Source organism: Leifsonia shinshuensis, assembly GCF_013410375.1.
In the GTDB taxonomy this organism is placed as follows: domain Bacteria; phylum Actinomycetota; class Actinomycetes; order Actinomycetales; family Microbacteriaceae; genus Leifsonia; species Leifsonia shinshuensis.
Genome location: NZ_JACCFL010000001.1, coordinates 481510 through 495517 on the forward strand (window position 1 = coordinate 481510; position 14008 = coordinate 495517).

The following is a 14008-nucleotide window of genomic DNA, read 5'->3' on the forward strand; positions in this document are numbered from 1 at the left end:
GTCTGCGTACTCGGCGGCTTCCGACCGATTATGTGCGTACTCGGGCGTTAGCGGTTGTCGTCGCCGTCGTCGCCGTGGCCGTGCGTGGGCACGACCTGGCTGACCGCGCCGGAGGCCGGGTCGAGCAGCACCTCGCGGTGCTGCGGGTGCCGCCAGTCGAACAGGCCGTTCAGCGAGCCGGCGCGGGCGTCGAACGACGCGTCGCCGATCCGGCCGGTGCCCCAGTTGTCCTCGATGAACTTCAGCGGACTGGTCTGCTCGATCGCGGTGTGGTCCACCTTGTTCTGGGCGGCCCACGGCGAGATCAGCAGGAACGGCAGGCGCTGGCTCGGACCGCAGCGGTCGGCGTAGCCGCCGGCGATCTTCGTCACGCTGGTGCAGACCGCGGAGTCGACGGCCGGGTCGTTCGAGCCGTTGGCGATGGTCGGCGCGACGTGGTCGTACCAGCCGTCCGAGTCGTCGTAGGTGACGACGACGGCCGTGCTCTTCCAGTCCTTCGACTTCTGGAGGGCGTTGATCTCGTTGACCAGGAACTTCTGCTCGTCCAGCGGGTCGGAGTAGCCGGCGTGGCCGTCCTGCGCCTCCGGGGCCTTGAGGAACGAGACGGCGGGCAGGTTGTTCGCCGCGAGCGCCTTGTCGAACGAGGTCAGGTCGTACTGGTGGTTGGCCTGGTCGGTGTGGCCGATGGCCTGGGTCGACGTCGGCGGCAGGTGGTGCGGGTTCGACGTGGACTTGTAGTACGCGAACGGGTTGTGGTGCGGCGAGTAGTCCTTGGGCGTCGCGCCACCGATGTTCGCGGTGGTCGCGTCGCACTTGGCGTAGCTGCCGGCCTGGCCGTTCCACGCGGTGGTCGGCGTGAAGCCGCCCTGGAACCAGCCCCAGCTGACGCCGCGCGCGTTGAGCAGGTCACCGACGTTCTTGCCGGCCATGCCGACCAGTGCCGAGGTGGAGGTGTGGTCGCTGCCCGAGCAGTCGTCGTACACCGGGTCGGGGTCGCCGATCACGGTGCCGACGCCCGCGGCGTTCTTCGACTGGACGGACGTGGAGGCGGGGAGCACCGCGCCGGTCTTCGGGTCGTAGGCGGTGCCGCCGTGGGTCTGGCCCGAGATCAGGTTGAGCGCGCCCGGGGTGGACGGGCCGAACGTGGTGTCCCACATGTTGTCGCTCATCGCGTAGTTCTGCGCGTAGTTCCACAGCCCGGTGACGGTGTTGCCGTCGTAGTAGTCCATGACCAGGCCCGGCTGGGCGAACGCGCCGGTGCAGGTGTCGGACTCGGTCTTCTGGACGAACAGGTCCATCTTGCCGTTGTCGACCGCGGCCTGCTCGGCGGCGTAGCTGTGGTTCTGGTCGCAGGTCAGGGCCTGCGCCGGGGTCAGCCGCGTCGGCGCGTACAGGTTCGGGTTGCTGGTGAGCGTCCCGCTGCTGGCGAGCGTGTTCGTCGCGGGGGTGTTCGCCGCAGCGGTGAAGGTGGTGCCGTCGGTGTTGGCCGCCTTCGGGTAGGTGCCGAAGTAGTGGTCGAAGGAGATGTTCTCGTCGAAGATCACGACGAGGTGCTTGATCGGCGTCTGGGTCTGGTGGGAGTGGTCGGGGGTCCCGTGGGCCGGGAACGCCGACGCGGGGGCGACGGCGAGGACGCCGGCGCCCACGAGGGTCGCCGCGCCGAGCAGCGCCAAGCCGGCCGAGGCGACCGGGTGGCGGCGCAGACGGTTGAGTCTGGACACGATTCCTGCTTCCTTCTGTTCGGTGGGTGTTGCGGGGGTGTTACCTGGGGCCTCCGTCAGGCGAGCATCGTTCGCCCGAGCCAGTCGGAGGAGTCGCGGGCTCCGGGGAGCGCGAAGTAGTAGCCGCCGCCGAACGGCTGGACGTAGTCCGTCAGCGGCTCGCCGGCGAGCCGCTTCTGGACGGCCACGAACTGCCGGTCGAGGTCCTGGTTGAAGGCGACGAAGACGAGGCCCATGTCGAGGGTCCCGTTGGCGTCGACGCCGCCGTCGTAGTTGTAGGCGCGGCGCAGCATCCGCTGGTCCGCGCTCGCCGTCGTGCGCGGGTTGGCGAGGCGGATGTGCGCGTCGAGCTGGATGACGTCCCCGGTCGGGTCGTTCTCGTAGTGCGGATCGTCGAACTCCGCGGAGGCCGTCAGCGGAGCGCCGGTGTCGCGGCGGCGGCCGATCATGTTCTCCTGCTCGTGCAGGTTCACCCGGTCCCAGAACTCGACCAGCATCCGGATGACCCGCACGACGTGGTAGCTGCCGCCGGCGGTCCAGGACGGCTCGGAGCCCGTGCCCGCGGCCCACACCAGCCGCTTCATCAGCGCCGCGTCGTGCACGTCGGGGTTGCTGGTGCCGTCCTTGAACCCCATCAGGTTGCGCGGCGTGCCGGTCGGTCGCGGCGGGGACACGAAGCCGTCCTGCCGCCAGCGGACGCCCATCCCGCCGCGGGTCGCCCGGGCGATCTCGCGCACGGCGTGCGTGACGGCGTCGCGGTCGTCGGCGCAGACCTGCAGGAGGAGGTCGCCGTCGCAGACCTCGCGGCGGAGCGAGTCGTCGGGGAACTCGTCCATCGTCCGCAGCCGGGCGGGGCGGGCGGACGCCAGACCGTAGCGGCCGTCGAAGAGGGAGGCGCCCACCGAGAGGGTGACCGTGAGCCCGTCCGGAACGACGGTGGGACCGAGCACCCCGGAGTCGCGTGGCGGCGCGGTCAGCCCCGGGTCGGGGGGCGTGCCTCCTGTGGTCAGGAAGCGTGCGCGCTCGGTGATCGTCTTGAGCAGGTCGGCCAGCTCGGCGCGGGAGGCCGCGGTCACGTCGAGCGCGACGAACGCGGCGGAGCGCTGGACCGGCGTGAGGATGCCCTGCTGGTGCTCGCCGTGGAAGGGGACCTCCGTCGCGCGGGCGCCCGTCGCCGCAGCTTGGGCGTGGGTGACGGCCGCGCTCGCCGGAGCCGGAGCCGGGGCCAGCGCCGCGCCGACGCCGCCCGTGACCGCGGCTCCGGCCGCGACGCCCGCTCCGACCTGCAGGAAGTCGCGGCGGCCCAGCCCCGTCTTCGGTCCCTGGCCGCTCATCGGCACGCGGCCGCTCTCCGGCTCCCGTCCCGTCACGGTGCCCTCCTCGGGTCGCAGATCGCCGCCACCGGCGCGAGCAGTTCCGCCGTCTCGCTGAGCGCCGCGTCGACGTGCTCGCGCTGGGCAGTGCTGAGGCCCGACAGCGGCGTCCAGGTCCCGTCCGCCGCGCGGAATCCTTCGACGAGCCGCTGGGTCGCCGCGATCGACTGCTCGGTTGCGGCGAGCTGCGGGTAGCGCGGAGCGAGGATGCCGTGCAGCGGCTCCAGCGCCTGGATCGTGCCGGTGAGGTTCGCGTCGATCGTGGCCAGCTCGGTGCCCGACCCGGCGTCGGCGGCGCCGCCGAGCACGTCTCGGAGCGCGTCCTCCACGATCTCGTGGGCGCGCAGCCCCATGTCGCCCGGGTCGATCTGCGCCTTCGGGAACCGGGCGATGAGCGTGTCGACATCGGAGACCAGCGTTCGGGCCGGCCCAGCGGCAGCGGCGGCGGTACCGCCCGTGAAGAGCGGCGCCTCCACCGCGTGGAAGCCGGTCAGGCCGTGGCGGGGCAGCCCGTCGATGGCGTCGCCCGCCGGGCCGAAGGCCCCGTAGGCGGCGCCGAGGGTCTCATAGGTGGTGTGGGCGGTCAGCCAGTCGCGCTTCGCGGCCGGTAAGTCGCCCTCCTCGGCGTCGGCCGCGACGGCGGCGACCTGCTGGCGCAGGACGGGCAGGCGGGAGGACACCCACGCCCCGTACGCCTGGGCGGGCGGGATCAGGTCGACCCGGGTCACCGGCACGATGCCGGGGGTCAGCGCCGTCCCCGGCGGAGCGGGCCCCACCCGCACGGTCGGCCCGTGCGCCGGGTCCGCGTCGGCCGGGAGGCAGACGAACCGGTAGCGGCCGGAGCCGAGGGAGACGCGGGCGTGGGCGTGCGCGCCCGCGCCGATGCTCTCGAGGTCGAGGTAGACCTTCTGGGTGTCGACGGACTGGAGGTAGACCTCGACGCCGGCGATCGTCGTGTTCGAGACGTCGAAGGAGGCCGCGCCGCCGAGCGTCCGGCCGTCGTCGCCCCAGCCGTGGCCGCAGTCGTCCGTCCCCGCGCTCACCTCGGTCTCCGACGAGGGCGCCGCCCTCACCGCCCCCGGTCGCGTCGCCAGGGTGATGACGACCACCACCGCCACGATGGCGGCCAGTACGCCGAGGAGCGCCGTCAGACGGGCGCGCTTCGACATGGCAGGCAAGCCTCCTGGGGAGTGGACAGGAGCGAGCCTAGGAGGCGCCTGTGCGTTCCCGAAGGGGGCTTCATCCGCTGTTCACCAGACCGTCACGGCGACAGCCCCGAACGGGGGTGGACCGCTGCGCGAACGCCGCGAAACGCGGGCCGGACTGCTGAGAATGCCCACAGATTGGGGGTCCGCCGTACACCCCTTCTTCATCTTCCGGACGCCGCTCGGTCATCCGCGCCTTCCACCTTGTTCTCGACGGTCGACCCCGAGGCGTACACCCCCCAGCGCCAGCGCCGTCCCCACCCGAAGGCTGCCCTATGTCCGCCACGCCCCGCATCGTGTTCTCCATGTTCCGCTCCAGCACCGACCCCATGTTCCTGGCCTGGGTCCGCTTCCTCCACGCGGTGGAGGCCGGCGCCCGCCGCTCGGCCGCCGTCGCCGCAGTGACCGTGACGCCGGCGGGCCCCACGGGCCCGCTCGAGCTGCGACGGGCCCAGCCGGCGGCGCGCGCGGTGTCGGCGACGGCCCCGTGCGGCGTGTGGCGCGTGCTGGCCCCCAACAATCGCGAGCTCGCCCGCAGCGCCCGCGCCTACACGTCCTTCGCGAGCGCCCGCGCACACGTCACGGCGCTGCGCGCGGCGGTGGACCAGCTCGCGGTGGTCGCGGTGAACGGCGACCGGGTGGGGATGAGCGGCTGGTACGTGACCCGCAACGGCCTCCCGGTGCTCACCTGCGGCCGCTGGTACGGTGCGTCGGCGTCCGGCGCGACGGCCGCGCTGGCCGCGCTCGACGCCCTCGCGGCAGCCGTCGTGGAGGACTCCCCGCGCCGGGTGGAGCCGCCGCGGCGGGCCGGGCTGGCGTCCGACGACGCGGTCTGGTGACGCGCGCTCCGGTCACCGCAGAGCAGAACGCCGGTCCCACTGGACGCGGACCGGATTCGGCGTATTGTTCGCAGATTTGGGTTCTTCAAAAGATCGCGCGCCCGTGAGACGATCCCTTCATGAAGGATTCTCACGGTATTGATGTCGCTGAGCCCGCGTCCGCTCACGGCCCCGGTCGTGCGCCTGCAGGAATCCCCCTGACGATCCGCCTCGGAGAGCGCGAGTTCGCCGCGCTGGTCCGCATCGCCCGCCACCGGGAGACGACCGCGGCCGAGCTCGTCGAACAGCTCGTCCTCCACGCCCTGAGCCGCGCGGACGTCCCGCCGCCCGCCGAGTCGCACCCCGCCCGCAAGCACACCACCTACGAGGAGGCCACCGCCGGCTTCCGCGCCGACTCCGGGGTCCACACCGCGCCGGACATGTGAGCCGACCCGCCGGTCAGGGGAGCCGACCCGGCGTCCGGGACGGATCAGCGCTGCTCGGAGTGGCCCAGCGCGTGCACGGGGATGCCGAACGACAGCGCGACGCAGACGATCCCTGCGAAGAAGACGAGTCCCTGCCACGCGGGGAGCGTGTCGGCGAGGCCGAGCAGGAACAGGCCCACCAGGAACAGCGCCAGGCACAGGATGAATGCGATCACATCGCCCATGGCGCAACTATCCACCCCGCCCCGGTGCTTGGCAATACCGCTCCGCCGGCGGGATGCTGGGCAGCGTGGCAGAGCACCCGCGTCCGCATCCCCTCCGCGGCGTCCTGCGCCTCGGCCGCCGGATCGGCGTCGTCCTCGCCGACTACGAGTACGTGCTGCGCCACCAGCTGCGGGCGGCGTTCGACCGGGGCGCGCCGGAGGCGCTCGTCGACGAGGGCGGCGAGGGCGGCCCGGTCGTCCTGCTGCCCGGCATCTACGAGACCTGGCGGTTCCTGCACCCGCTCGCGCGGCGCCTGCACGCGGCCGGGCACCCCGTGCACGTCGTCGCCGGGCTCGGCGACAACCGGATGCCGCTGGGCGAGGCCGTCGACCGTGTCGAGCGGCACCTGCGCGAGAACCACCTCAGCGGCGTGACGATCGTCGCGCACAGCAAGGGCGGCCTGGTCGCGCGGCTCCTGCTCGCCAGGCCGGATGCCTCGGCCCGGATCCGCCGCGTGGTCGCGATCGCCACCCCGTTCTCCGGCTCCGTGCTGGCGGCCTGGGTCCCGTTCCCCGCGGTGCGCGCGCTGCGGCGCGGCCACCCCGACCTGGTGCGGCTGGCGGCCGACGGCGTGGACGTCGGGCGGATCGTGTCAGTCTGGGGCTGGTACGACCCGCACATCCCGGGAGGCTGCGCCCTGCCGGGCGCCGTCAACGTGGAGGTGCCGGTCGGCGGCCACTTCCGCATCCTCGGCAGTCCGACGGTGCTGGCGCTCGTCGACGACCTCACCCGAGGGTGAGATCGGGGATGACGACCCTGTTGCGCGCTCGTCGCGCCCCGCTATCCTCGGCCTCGTGACGCGGGCCGCAGCACCGGGCGGCCCGCAGAGGGGGAGGACGACATGGCGCGGACGATCCGGCGGGCACCCGCCCGCTTCATCGGCGGCGCCGCCGTCGCCGCAGCGGCCCTTGCCCTCCTCGCCGGCTGCGCCGGCACCCCGAGCGGCGCGGCGCTGGTCGGCACCTGGGGGTCGACGGCCGCCCAGCAGCCGAACCTCACCATCCAGAACGACGGCGCCTTCTCCGGCACGGACGGCTGCAACCGCCTCTCCGGCAAGGGGACGGTCGACGGCGACACCATCACCTTCGGCCCGATCGCCAGCACCATGATGGCGTGCCAGGGGGTCGACGAGTGGCTGGCGAAGGCGTCGAGCGGGACGGCCAAGGGCAGCACCCTGGTCGTCTACGACATCAACGGCAACGAGATCGGGAAACTCGACAAGTCGAAGTGATCCGCGGCCGACAAGGAGGCGTCGCCGACCCGTGACGGCGCCGCGGCAGAGAGGGGCGGCGCATGGCGCGGCTCGAGTCAGACATCCAGACGGCGAGCGGTGACACCCGGCTCGCCCCCGCCTACACCGGCCGGCTGTCCCGGAAGAGTCCGCCGGACACCCTGCCCGACGACGCCACCGATCCGGCCAGCACCTACCGGCTGATCCACGACGAGCTGCTCCTCGACGGGAGTTCGCGCCTCAACCTGGCCACCTTCGTCACGACGTGGATGGACCCGGAGGCCGAGATCCTGATGGCCGAGGCGTTCGACAAGAACATGATCGACAAGGACGAGTACCCGGCCACCGCGGCGATGGAGCGGCGCTGTGTGTCCATCGTCTCCCACCTGTTCCACGCCGAGCCCGGCGAACCGACCGGAGCGGCCACCATCGGGTCGAGCGAGGCCGTCATGCTGGCCGGCCTCGCGCTCAAGTGGCGCTGGCGCGCCAAGCGGGCGGGGGTCTCCGGAGGTGCGGAGCCCGGCGGGGTGCCCAACCTGGTGCTGGGCGCGAACGTCCAGGTGGTGTGGGAGAAGTTCTGCCGCTACTTCGAGGTGGAGCCCCGCTACCTCCCGGTCGCCAAGGGCCGCTACGTCATCACGCCGGAGCAGGTCGTGGACGCGGTGGACGAGAACACGATCGGCGTCGTCGGCATCCTCGGCACCACCTACACCGGCGAGCTGGAGCCGATCGCGGCGATCTGCGACGCGCTCGACACCCTGGCCGCCTCGGGCGGCCCCGATGTGCCGGTGCACGTGGACGCAGCGAGCGGCGGGTTCGTCGTGCCGTTCCTGCACCCGCACCTGGAGTGGGACTTCCGTCTGCCGCGCGTCGTGTCGATCAACGTCAGTGGGCACAAGTACGGGCTGACCTATCCCGGGATCGGGTTCGTGGTGTGGCGCTCGCCGGAGCACCTGCCGGAGGACCTCGTCTTCCGGGTGAACTACCTCGGCGGCGACATGCCCACGTTCACCCTGAACTTCTCCCGGCCCGGCAACCAGATCGTCGGCCAGTACTACAACTTCGTCCGGCTCGGCCGCTCGGGGTTCACCGCGATCATGGAGGCGCTGCGCGACACCGCCCTGCTCATCTCGAAGGGCCTCTCCGAGGATCCCGCGATCGAGGTCATCACGGACGGCTCCGCCATCCCGGTCATCTCGTTCGCGCTCAAGGACGGGACGCCGTACACCGTGTTCCAGGTGTCGCACGAGCTGCGCGCCCGCGGCTGGCAGGTGCCCGCGTACACGATGCCGGACGACGCGACCGACGTCGCCGTGCTGCGGATCGTCGTGCGCGACGGGTTCAACGCCGACCTCGCCCAGGATCTCGTGAACGACATCCGCGCGGTGTGCGCCGAGCTCGGCGAACAGGCCGAGAAGGCGGGAGCGGCGGTCGCCTCGCCGGCGAAGGCCACGGAGTCCGCGCGCACGCGGACCCACTTCGCGCACTGAGCGTGCCGTGAGCGACGGAGGAGGCGCCGGGGAGCGGAGAAGACTCCTGCTCTCCGACGCCTCCTTCGCGGTCGGCTCGGTGTGCTTCGCGGTCGCCGCGCTGCCGTCGATCGCCGCCGCGCTCGGCGCGGTCGTCACGAACGTCGTGTTCGTCGTCGGCTCCGTGTTCTTCACGCTGGGCGCCGGGCTGGCGCTCGGGGTGCCGGACCGGAGCTCGTCGGTCATCCAGTTCGTCGGGACGCTGTTCTTCAACGTGAGCACGTCGCAGGCGCTGATCGCCGCGATCTCTGCCGGGGCGAAGGGCGGGACGGGCTGGCGCCCGGACGCCTTCGGGTCGATCTGCTTCCTCGTGTCGAGCGTGCTAGCGGTGGTCGCCGTGGCCCGGCAGCGCGGTTCGTCGCGCGACCGCGCCGGCGTCTGGCTCAACCTGCTCGGCTCCGTGCTCTTCGGCTTCGCGGCCGTCGGCGCGTTCGTGCTGCCGGGCACCGACGCCCTCCTGAGTCCGTTCTGGACCGGGGTGGGCACGGTCGGCGGCGCGCTGTGCTTCCTCGCCGCCGCCGTCATCGGCCTGCTGCCGGCGCCAGGCGCTCAGCGCGCGGCGACCGCCTCGAAGTAGGCGCCGGACGCGAAGTCCTCCAGCAGGGTCGGCCCGGTGGGCGTCCAGCCGTAGCGCTCGCGGGTGATCGCGCTGGAGGCCGGGATGTCCATTCCGAAGAACCGGCCGATCCAGCCGAAGTGCGCGTCCACGTCCTCGGGCGCGATGGACTCGACCGGGAGGCCGAGACCCTCGCCGATCGCCGTCGCGATGTCCCGGGTCGGGATGCCCTCCTCGCCGACCGCGTGCACGCGCGCGGCCGGGGTGGCCTGCTCCAGGGCGAGCCGGACCAGGCGCCCGGCGTCGAGCCGGTGGACGGCGGGCCAGCGGTTGGAGCCGTCTCCGACGTAGCCGGCGACGCCCTTCTCGCGGGCGACGCGGACCAGCTCGGCGCTGAAGCCGTGGTCGCCGCGGCCGTGGACGGTCGGCGAGAACCGCAGCGCGACCGGCCGCACGCCGCGGTCGGCGTACTCGAACGCGAACGCCTCGCCGCCGCCGCGCGGCGCGTCCGGCCCGACGTAGGGCGACGGGACGTCCTCGGTGAGCAGCACGCCGGGGCGCGCGACGATGCCGGACGCGAACAGGAAGGGCCGGTCGGACCCGGCGAGCTCGTCGCCGATGGTGGCCACGACGGCGCGCTCGGTGCGGCCGGCGCCGGCGTAGTCGGAGAAGTCGTGCTTGAAGCCGAGGTGGATGACCGCGTCGGCCGCCGCGGCGCCGGAGCGGATGCTCTCCAGGTCGTCGAGCGAGCCGGGAACGGGGGTGGCGCCGGCGGAGCGGATGCGCTCGGCCGAGGCCTCGGAGCGGGCGAGGCCGGTCACCTCGTGGCCGGCGGAGAGGAGTTCGGGGACGACGGCGGAGCCGATCCAGCCGGATGCTCCGGTGACGAAGACGCGCATGGGAATGACCTCCCGAGTCATGGGATCGTGGATGGTGTCGATGTCAGTGACTGTCGTCAGTGACTGACATCACGATAGCACCCATGTCAGCAACTGTCATCACTTCGCCGGAAACCGGTAGAATGACGCCGTGGGACGCTGGACACCGGATGCGCGCGGCCGCCTGGCCCAGGCGGCGATCGAGCTGTACGCCGAGCGCGGCTTCGAGGGGACCACCGTCGCCGACATCGCCGAGCGCGCGGGCGTCACCGAGCGCACCTTCTTCCGGCACTACGCGGACAAGCGCGAGGTGCTCTTCGCCGGGTCGACCGCGATGCAGGACGCCGTCCTCGCCGCCATCGCGGCCGCGCCGGAGGACGCGACGCCGCTCGCCGTCGCAGGGGACGGGATGCGCGCCGCCGCAGCCCTGATCGACAGTGCCGGCGGGGACTTCCCGCGGCGGCGCTCGGCCGTCATCGCGGCCAACCCGAGCCTCCAGGAGCGCGAGCTGCTCAAGCTGGCCGCCCTCGCCACCGCGAGCGGCGGGGCGCTGCGCGCCCGCGGCGTCCCGGAGCCCGCCGCGAGTCTCGCGGGACAGGCGGCGGTGGGCGCGTTCCACGTCGGCTTCGCCCAGTGGATCGCGGGCCCCGCCGACGCGACGCTCGCGTCGCACGTCGAGCAGGCCCTCGCAACGCTGCCCACCCTCGCGTAGCCGCAGCACCGCGCGGCCGCGCCGCACAGGGGTCGCAACACGCTGCTACGCCGCGCCCATAACGGCGTGTCGCGACCCCTGTCGCGCCGACCTACTCCAGCACGCTGTCGATCGCGGCGAGCTCGTCGGCGGTCAGCGCGGGCGCGTCCAGCGCGCCCAGGTTCTGCTCCAGCTGGGCGACACTGCTCGCGCCGATGATCGCGGACACCACCACGGGGCTCCGCAGCACCCACTGCAGCGCGAGCTGCGCGAGGCTCTGGCCGCGCTCGGCGGCGATATCGTTCAGCGCACGCACCGTCCTCAGCACATCCTCGGTCAGGTCGGACTCGTGCAGGAAGACGCTGGTCACCGCGCGCGAGCCCGCCGGCACTCCGTTCAGGTAGCGGTCGGTCAGCATCCCCTGGGCCAGCGGAGAGAACACGATCGCGGCCGCCCCCGCAGCGTCCACCGCGTCCAGGACGCCGTCCTCCACGTGCCGGTCGAACATCGAGTAGCGCGGCTGGTGCAGCAGCAGCGGCGTCCCGGCATCGGCGAGCAGCGCCGCCGCGGCCGTCGTCTGCGCGGGGTCGTAGTTCGAGACCCCCGGGTAGAGCGCCTTGCCCTGGGCGACCGCCGTCGTCAGCGCGCCCATCGTCTCCTCCAGCGGCGTCTGCGGGTCCGGACGGTGGTGGTAGAAGACGTCCACGTACTCCAGCCCCAGCCGTCGCAGGCTCTGGTCGAGCGACGACAGCAGGTACTTGCGCGAGCCGAAGTCGCCGTACGGGCCCGGCCACATCAGGTAGCCGGCCTTGGTCGAGACGACGATCTCGTCCCGGTAGGCGCGCAGGTCGGTGGCGAGGATGCGCCCGAAGGACTCCTCCGCCGCTCCCGGAGGCGGTCCGTAGTTGTTGGCGAGGTCGAAGTGCGTCACGCCGAGATCGAACGCCCGCAGCACGATCTCCCGCTGCGTGTCGAACGAGCGCGCGGTGCCGAAGTTCTGCCAGAGCCCGAGCGAGAGCGGCGGAAGCTGGAGGCCGCTGCGTCCGGCGCGGCGGTAGGGCATCGAGTCGTAGCGGCCGGGATCGGCGACGAAAGGCGTGGGCATGGGGCCAGCCTAGAGGCCCTGCGCCCCGCTACCTTTGGCCTGTGAGCGGGGTGACCGGAGGCCGGATCGCGCGGGTGGCGTCGCGCGTGTCCACGATCGAGCTGCTGTTCGACCTGGTGTTCGTCTTCACGATCGGCCAGCTGACCGCAGTGATCGTGCAGTCGCCCGGCGTCGAATCGGTGCTGCGCGCCGCGGCCATCCTCGCCGTCGTCTGGTGGATGTACGACGCGTTCGCGTGGCTCACCAACCAGGCCGTGCCGGACACGGTCCCGGTGCGGCTGCTGCTCATCGCGGCGATGGCGGCGTTCCTGGTGCTGTCGCTGGCGATCCCGGATGTGTTCACCGGCTCCGGCGTGCTGTTCGGGGTCGCGTACCTGGCGGTGGTCGTCATCCACTCCGGGCTGTTCATCGCCCGGGGAGGCCGCGGCTCGGTGCGGGTCATGCTGCGGGTCGGGCCGCTGAACGCCGTGGCCGCGCTCCTGCTGATCGCCTCCGGGTTCGCGACGGGCTGGCTGGAGTGGGTGCTGTTCCTGGCGCCGCTGGTCCTGTTCCTGGTGTCCGGGCTGCTGGCCCGTGCGTCGCCGTTCGCACTCGGCGCCTCCCATTTCGTGGAGCGGCACGGCCTGCTGATGATCATCGCGTTCGGCGAGTCGATCGTGTCGGTCGGCGCCGGGCTGACCGCGTCCGGCCTGCGTCCGCAGGTCGTGCTCGGCGCGGTGGCGACGGTCGCGATGGTCGCGGCACTGTGGTGGTGCTACTTCTCCGGGGACGACGAGCGGGCGGAGCGGTCGTTCGGCCGGGCGGCCGGCCGTCGTGGCACGACGCTCGCCCTCACCGCCTACTACCTCGCGCACTTCGTCATGCTGTTCGGCCTCGTCGGCGTGGCCGCCGGGCTGCACCTCTCGCTGGAGGACGCCTTCGCGCCGGTCACGCCTGCGGCGGCCTGGCTGCTCTCCGGCGGCGTCGCGGTGTACCTGGTCGGGGACGCCGAGTACCGCCGCGAGCTGCGGCTGGGCCCGTGGGTCTACCGGCTCATCGGAGCCGCGGGCAGTCTCGTGGCGGGCCTCCTCGCGGCGTGGATGCTGCCGCTGCGGGCGGGCGGGCTGCCCGGCATCGCGCTCATCGGCGCGCTGCTGGCGATCGTCGTACTCGTGCTGGTGGCGGAGCGCAGCCCGCGGTGATCCCGGACTGTCCGAGGGCCTGAGTACCATGCGGGGCATGGACACGATCGAGTGGCTCCTGGACTCCGACCCGAGCATCCGCTGGCAGGTGCTGCGCGATCTGGCGGGCGCCTCCGACGAGACCGTCGCCGCCGAGCGCGACCGCGTCGCGACCGAGGGCTGGGGGGCGCGGCTCCTCGACGCGCAGGGACCGGACGGCACCTGGGACGGCGGCGTCTACCGGCCGGGCTGGGCGCAGGAGGACCGCCCGTTCTTCGACGCCTGGACCGCGACCCACTTCGTGCTGCAGCAGCTCGCCGACTTCGGCGTCGACCCGGAGCACCCGCGTGCGCTGGAGGCCGTCTCCCATGTGCGCGACCACGTCCGCTGGGACCACGCCGGCGAGCCCTACTTCGACGGCGAGACCGAGCCGTGCATCAACGGCGTCGTGCTGAGACTCGCGGCCTACTTCGGCCAGGACGGCTCCAACGTCGCAGCGACCCTAGCCGGCGGCCGGCTCGACGACGGCGCCTGGAACTGCTGGGCCGAGTACGGCGCGCGGGTGTCCTCGTTCCACTCCACGATCTGCGCGGTGGAGGGCCTGGCCGCCTGGAACGCCACCGGCGGCGGCGACGCGACGACGGCGGACGCCCAGGGCACGGGCGAGGAGTACCTGCTCGCCCGAGGACTGTTCCGCCGGCGGAGCACCGGAGAGGTCGCCGACCCGCGCCTGACGATGCTGAGCAGCCCCACGCGGTGGTTCCACGACATCCTGCGCGGGCTGGAGCACTTCCGCGCCGTCGACCGCCGCGACCCGCGACTCGCGGAGGCGGTGGAGCTGCTGCGCGGCAAGGCCGACGCCGACGGCCTCTGGAACCTGGAGAACCGGCACGAAGGCCCGGTCTGGCTCGACTTCGGCGACAACGAGGGGATGCCCAGCCGCTGGGTCACCCTGCGGGCGCTGCGCGTGCTGCGCTGGTGGGACGCGGAGGCGCCTGCGGCCTGAGCCGCGCGCTGCCCTGCCGCGCCTT

The 14008-nt window shown here is 72.9% G+C and carries 15 protein-coding genes; 9 read left to right on the forward strand and 6 right to left on the reverse strand.

The window, feature by feature from the left end:
• Window positions 1-47 precede the first annotated feature (47 nt).
• Genes HNR13_RS02425 through HNR13_RS02435 form a run of 3 tightly spaced genes read right to left on the reverse strand, consistent with a single transcriptional unit; the run spans window position 48 to window position 4263 of the window.
• A complete protein-coding gene (locus HNR13_RS02425) occupies window positions 48-1721 on the reverse strand; it encodes an alkaline phosphatase family protein (protein ID WP_179604274.1) in 1674 nt (557 codons plus the stop codon).
• 56 nt (window positions 1722-1777) lie between these two features.
• On the reverse strand, window positions 1778-3091 hold the full coding sequence (gene efeB / locus HNR13_RS02430; RefSeq protein WP_343063419.1) for an iron uptake transporter deferrochelatase/peroxidase subunit: 1314 nt from the start codon (window positions 3089-3091) through the stop codon (window positions 1778-1780).
• The gene (locus HNR13_RS02435) at window positions 3088-4263 is read right to left on the reverse strand and encodes an EfeM/EfeO family lipoprotein (protein ID WP_179604275.1); all 1176 of its coding nucleotides are present in this window, start codon (window positions 4261-4263) and stop codon (window positions 3088-3090) included. Before HNR13_RS02435 ends, efeB begins: the two co-directional genes overlap by 4 nt.
• Window positions 4264-4574: 311 nt before the next feature.
• On the opposite strand from HNR13_RS02435, the gene HNR13_RS02440 reads away from it, so the two are divergent.
• Window positions 4575-5138 carry a hypothetical protein gene (locus HNR13_RS02440; protein WP_179604276.1) on the forward strand — a complete coding sequence of 188 codons (564 nt, stop codon included), beginning with the start codon at window positions 4575-4577 and terminating at the stop codon, window positions 5136-5138.
• A 119-nt stretch (window positions 5139-5257) separates the two neighbouring features.
• On the forward strand, window positions 5258-5563 hold the full coding sequence (locus HNR13_RS02445; RefSeq protein ID WP_179604277.1) for a hypothetical protein: 306 nt from the start codon (window positions 5258-5260) through the stop codon (window positions 5561-5563).
• Between the two features lie 44 nt (window positions 5564-5607).
• On the opposite strand, the gene HNR13_RS02450 is transcribed toward HNR13_RS02445, so the two are convergent.
• Complete coding sequence (locus HNR13_RS02450; RefSeq protein WP_179604278.1) at window positions 5608-5787, reverse strand: hypothetical protein; 180 nt, start codon at window positions 5785-5787, stop codon at window positions 5608-5610.
• A 65-nt stretch (window positions 5788-5852) separates the two neighbouring features.
• Here HNR13_RS02450 and HNR13_RS02455 point away from each other — a divergent pair, with 65 nt between their 5' ends.
• From HNR13_RS02455 to HNR13_RS02470, 4 genes are all read left to right on the forward strand, one after another.
• Window positions 5853-6566 carry an esterase/lipase family protein gene (locus tag HNR13_RS02455; protein WP_343063420.1) on the forward strand — a complete coding sequence of 238 codons (714 nt, stop codon included), beginning with the start codon at window positions 5853-5855 and terminating at the stop codon, window positions 6564-6566.
• A 102-nt stretch (window positions 6567-6668) separates the two neighbouring features.
• On the forward strand, window positions 6669-7058 hold the full coding sequence (locus tag HNR13_RS02460; RefSeq protein ID WP_179604280.1) for an META domain-containing protein: 390 nt from the start codon (window positions 6669-6671) through the stop codon (window positions 7056-7058).
• A 62-nt stretch (window positions 7059-7120) separates the two neighbouring features.
• The gene (gene gad / locus HNR13_RS02465) at window positions 7121-8548 is read left to right on the forward strand and encodes a glutamate decarboxylase (protein WP_179604281.1); all 1428 of its coding nucleotides are present in this window, start codon (window positions 7121-7123) and stop codon (window positions 8546-8548) included.
• A 7-nt stretch (window positions 8549-8555) separates the two neighbouring features.
• Window positions 8556-9164 carry a YrhK family protein gene (locus HNR13_RS02470; RefSeq protein ID WP_343063421.1) on the forward strand — a complete coding sequence of 203 codons (609 nt, stop codon included), beginning with the start codon at window positions 8556-8558 and terminating at the stop codon, window positions 9162-9164.
• On the opposite strand, the gene HNR13_RS02475 is transcribed toward HNR13_RS02470, so the two are convergent.
• A complete protein-coding gene (locus HNR13_RS02475; protein ID WP_179604282.1) occupies window positions 9137-10042 on the reverse strand; it encodes an SDR family oxidoreductase in 906 nt (301 codons plus the stop codon). The genes HNR13_RS02470 and HNR13_RS02475 overlap by 28 nt on opposite strands.
• Before the next feature lie 130 nt (window positions 10043-10172).
• Between HNR13_RS02475 and HNR13_RS02480 the strand changes: the two genes are divergently transcribed.
• A complete protein-coding gene (locus HNR13_RS02480; RefSeq protein ID WP_179604283.1) occupies window positions 10173-10733 on the forward strand; it encodes a TetR family transcriptional regulator in 561 nt (186 codons plus the stop codon).
• Between the two features lie 91 nt (window positions 10734-10824).
• Here the strand turns inward: HNR13_RS02480 and HNR13_RS02485 are convergent, their stop codons facing one another.
• Window positions 10825-11817 carry an aldo/keto reductase gene (locus tag HNR13_RS02485; protein ID WP_179604284.1) on the reverse strand — a complete coding sequence of 331 codons (993 nt, stop codon included), beginning with the start codon at window positions 11815-11817 and terminating at the stop codon, window positions 10825-10827.
• A 41-nt stretch (window positions 11818-11858) separates the two neighbouring features.
• Between HNR13_RS02485 and HNR13_RS02490 the strand changes: the two genes are divergently transcribed.
• Together HNR13_RS02490 and HNR13_RS02495 are read left to right on the forward strand one after the other, a co-directional pair.
• Window positions 11859-12998 (forward strand): low temperature requirement protein A, encoded by a 1140-nt coding sequence (locus tag HNR13_RS02490; RefSeq protein WP_179604285.1) that lies wholly within the window; start codon window positions 11859-11861, stop codon window positions 12996-12998.
• A gap of 37 nt (window positions 12999-13035) precedes the next feature.
• Entirely contained in the window at window positions 13036-13983 is a 948-nt protein-coding gene (locus tag HNR13_RS02495; RefSeq protein WP_179604286.1) for a hypothetical protein, read from the forward strand.
• Window positions 13984-14008: the final 25 nt, after the last annotated feature.

Coding starts and splice junctions, on each gene's coding strand:
- HNR13_RS02460 (WP_179604280.1), top strand. CDS start 6,669: ATGGCGCGGACGATCCGGCGGGCACCCGCCCGCTTCATCGGCGGCGCC.
- HNR13_RS02475 (WP_179604282.1), bottom strand. CDS start 10,042: ATGCGCGTCTTCGTCACCGGAGCATCCGGCTGGATCGGCTCCGCCGTC.
- HNR13_RS02450 (WP_179604278.1), bottom strand. CDS start 5,787: ATGGGCGATGTGATCGCATTCATCCTGTGCCTGGCGCTGTTCCTGGTG.
- HNR13_RS02445 (WP_179604277.1), top strand. CDS start 5,258: ATGAAGGATTCTCACGGTATTGATGTCGCTGAGCCCGCGTCCGCTCAC.
- HNR13_RS02435 (WP_179604275.1), bottom strand. CDS start 4,263: ATGTCGAAGCGCGCCCGTCTGACGGCGCTCCTCGGCGTACTGGCCGCC.
- HNR13_RS02440 (WP_179604276.1), top strand. CDS start 4,575: ATGTCCGCCACGCCCCGCATCGTGTTCTCCATGTTCCGCTCCAGCACC.
- HNR13_RS02485 (WP_179604284.1), bottom strand. CDS start 11,817: ATGCCCACGCCTTTCGTCGCCGATCCCGGCCGCTACGACTCGATGCCC.
- gad (WP_179604281.1), top strand. CDS start 7,121: ATGGCGCGGCTCGAGTCAGACATCCAGACGGCGAGCGGTGACACCCGG.
- HNR13_RS02495 (WP_179604286.1), top strand. CDS start 13,036: ATGGACACGATCGAGTGGCTCCTGGACTCCGACCCGAGCATCCGCTGG.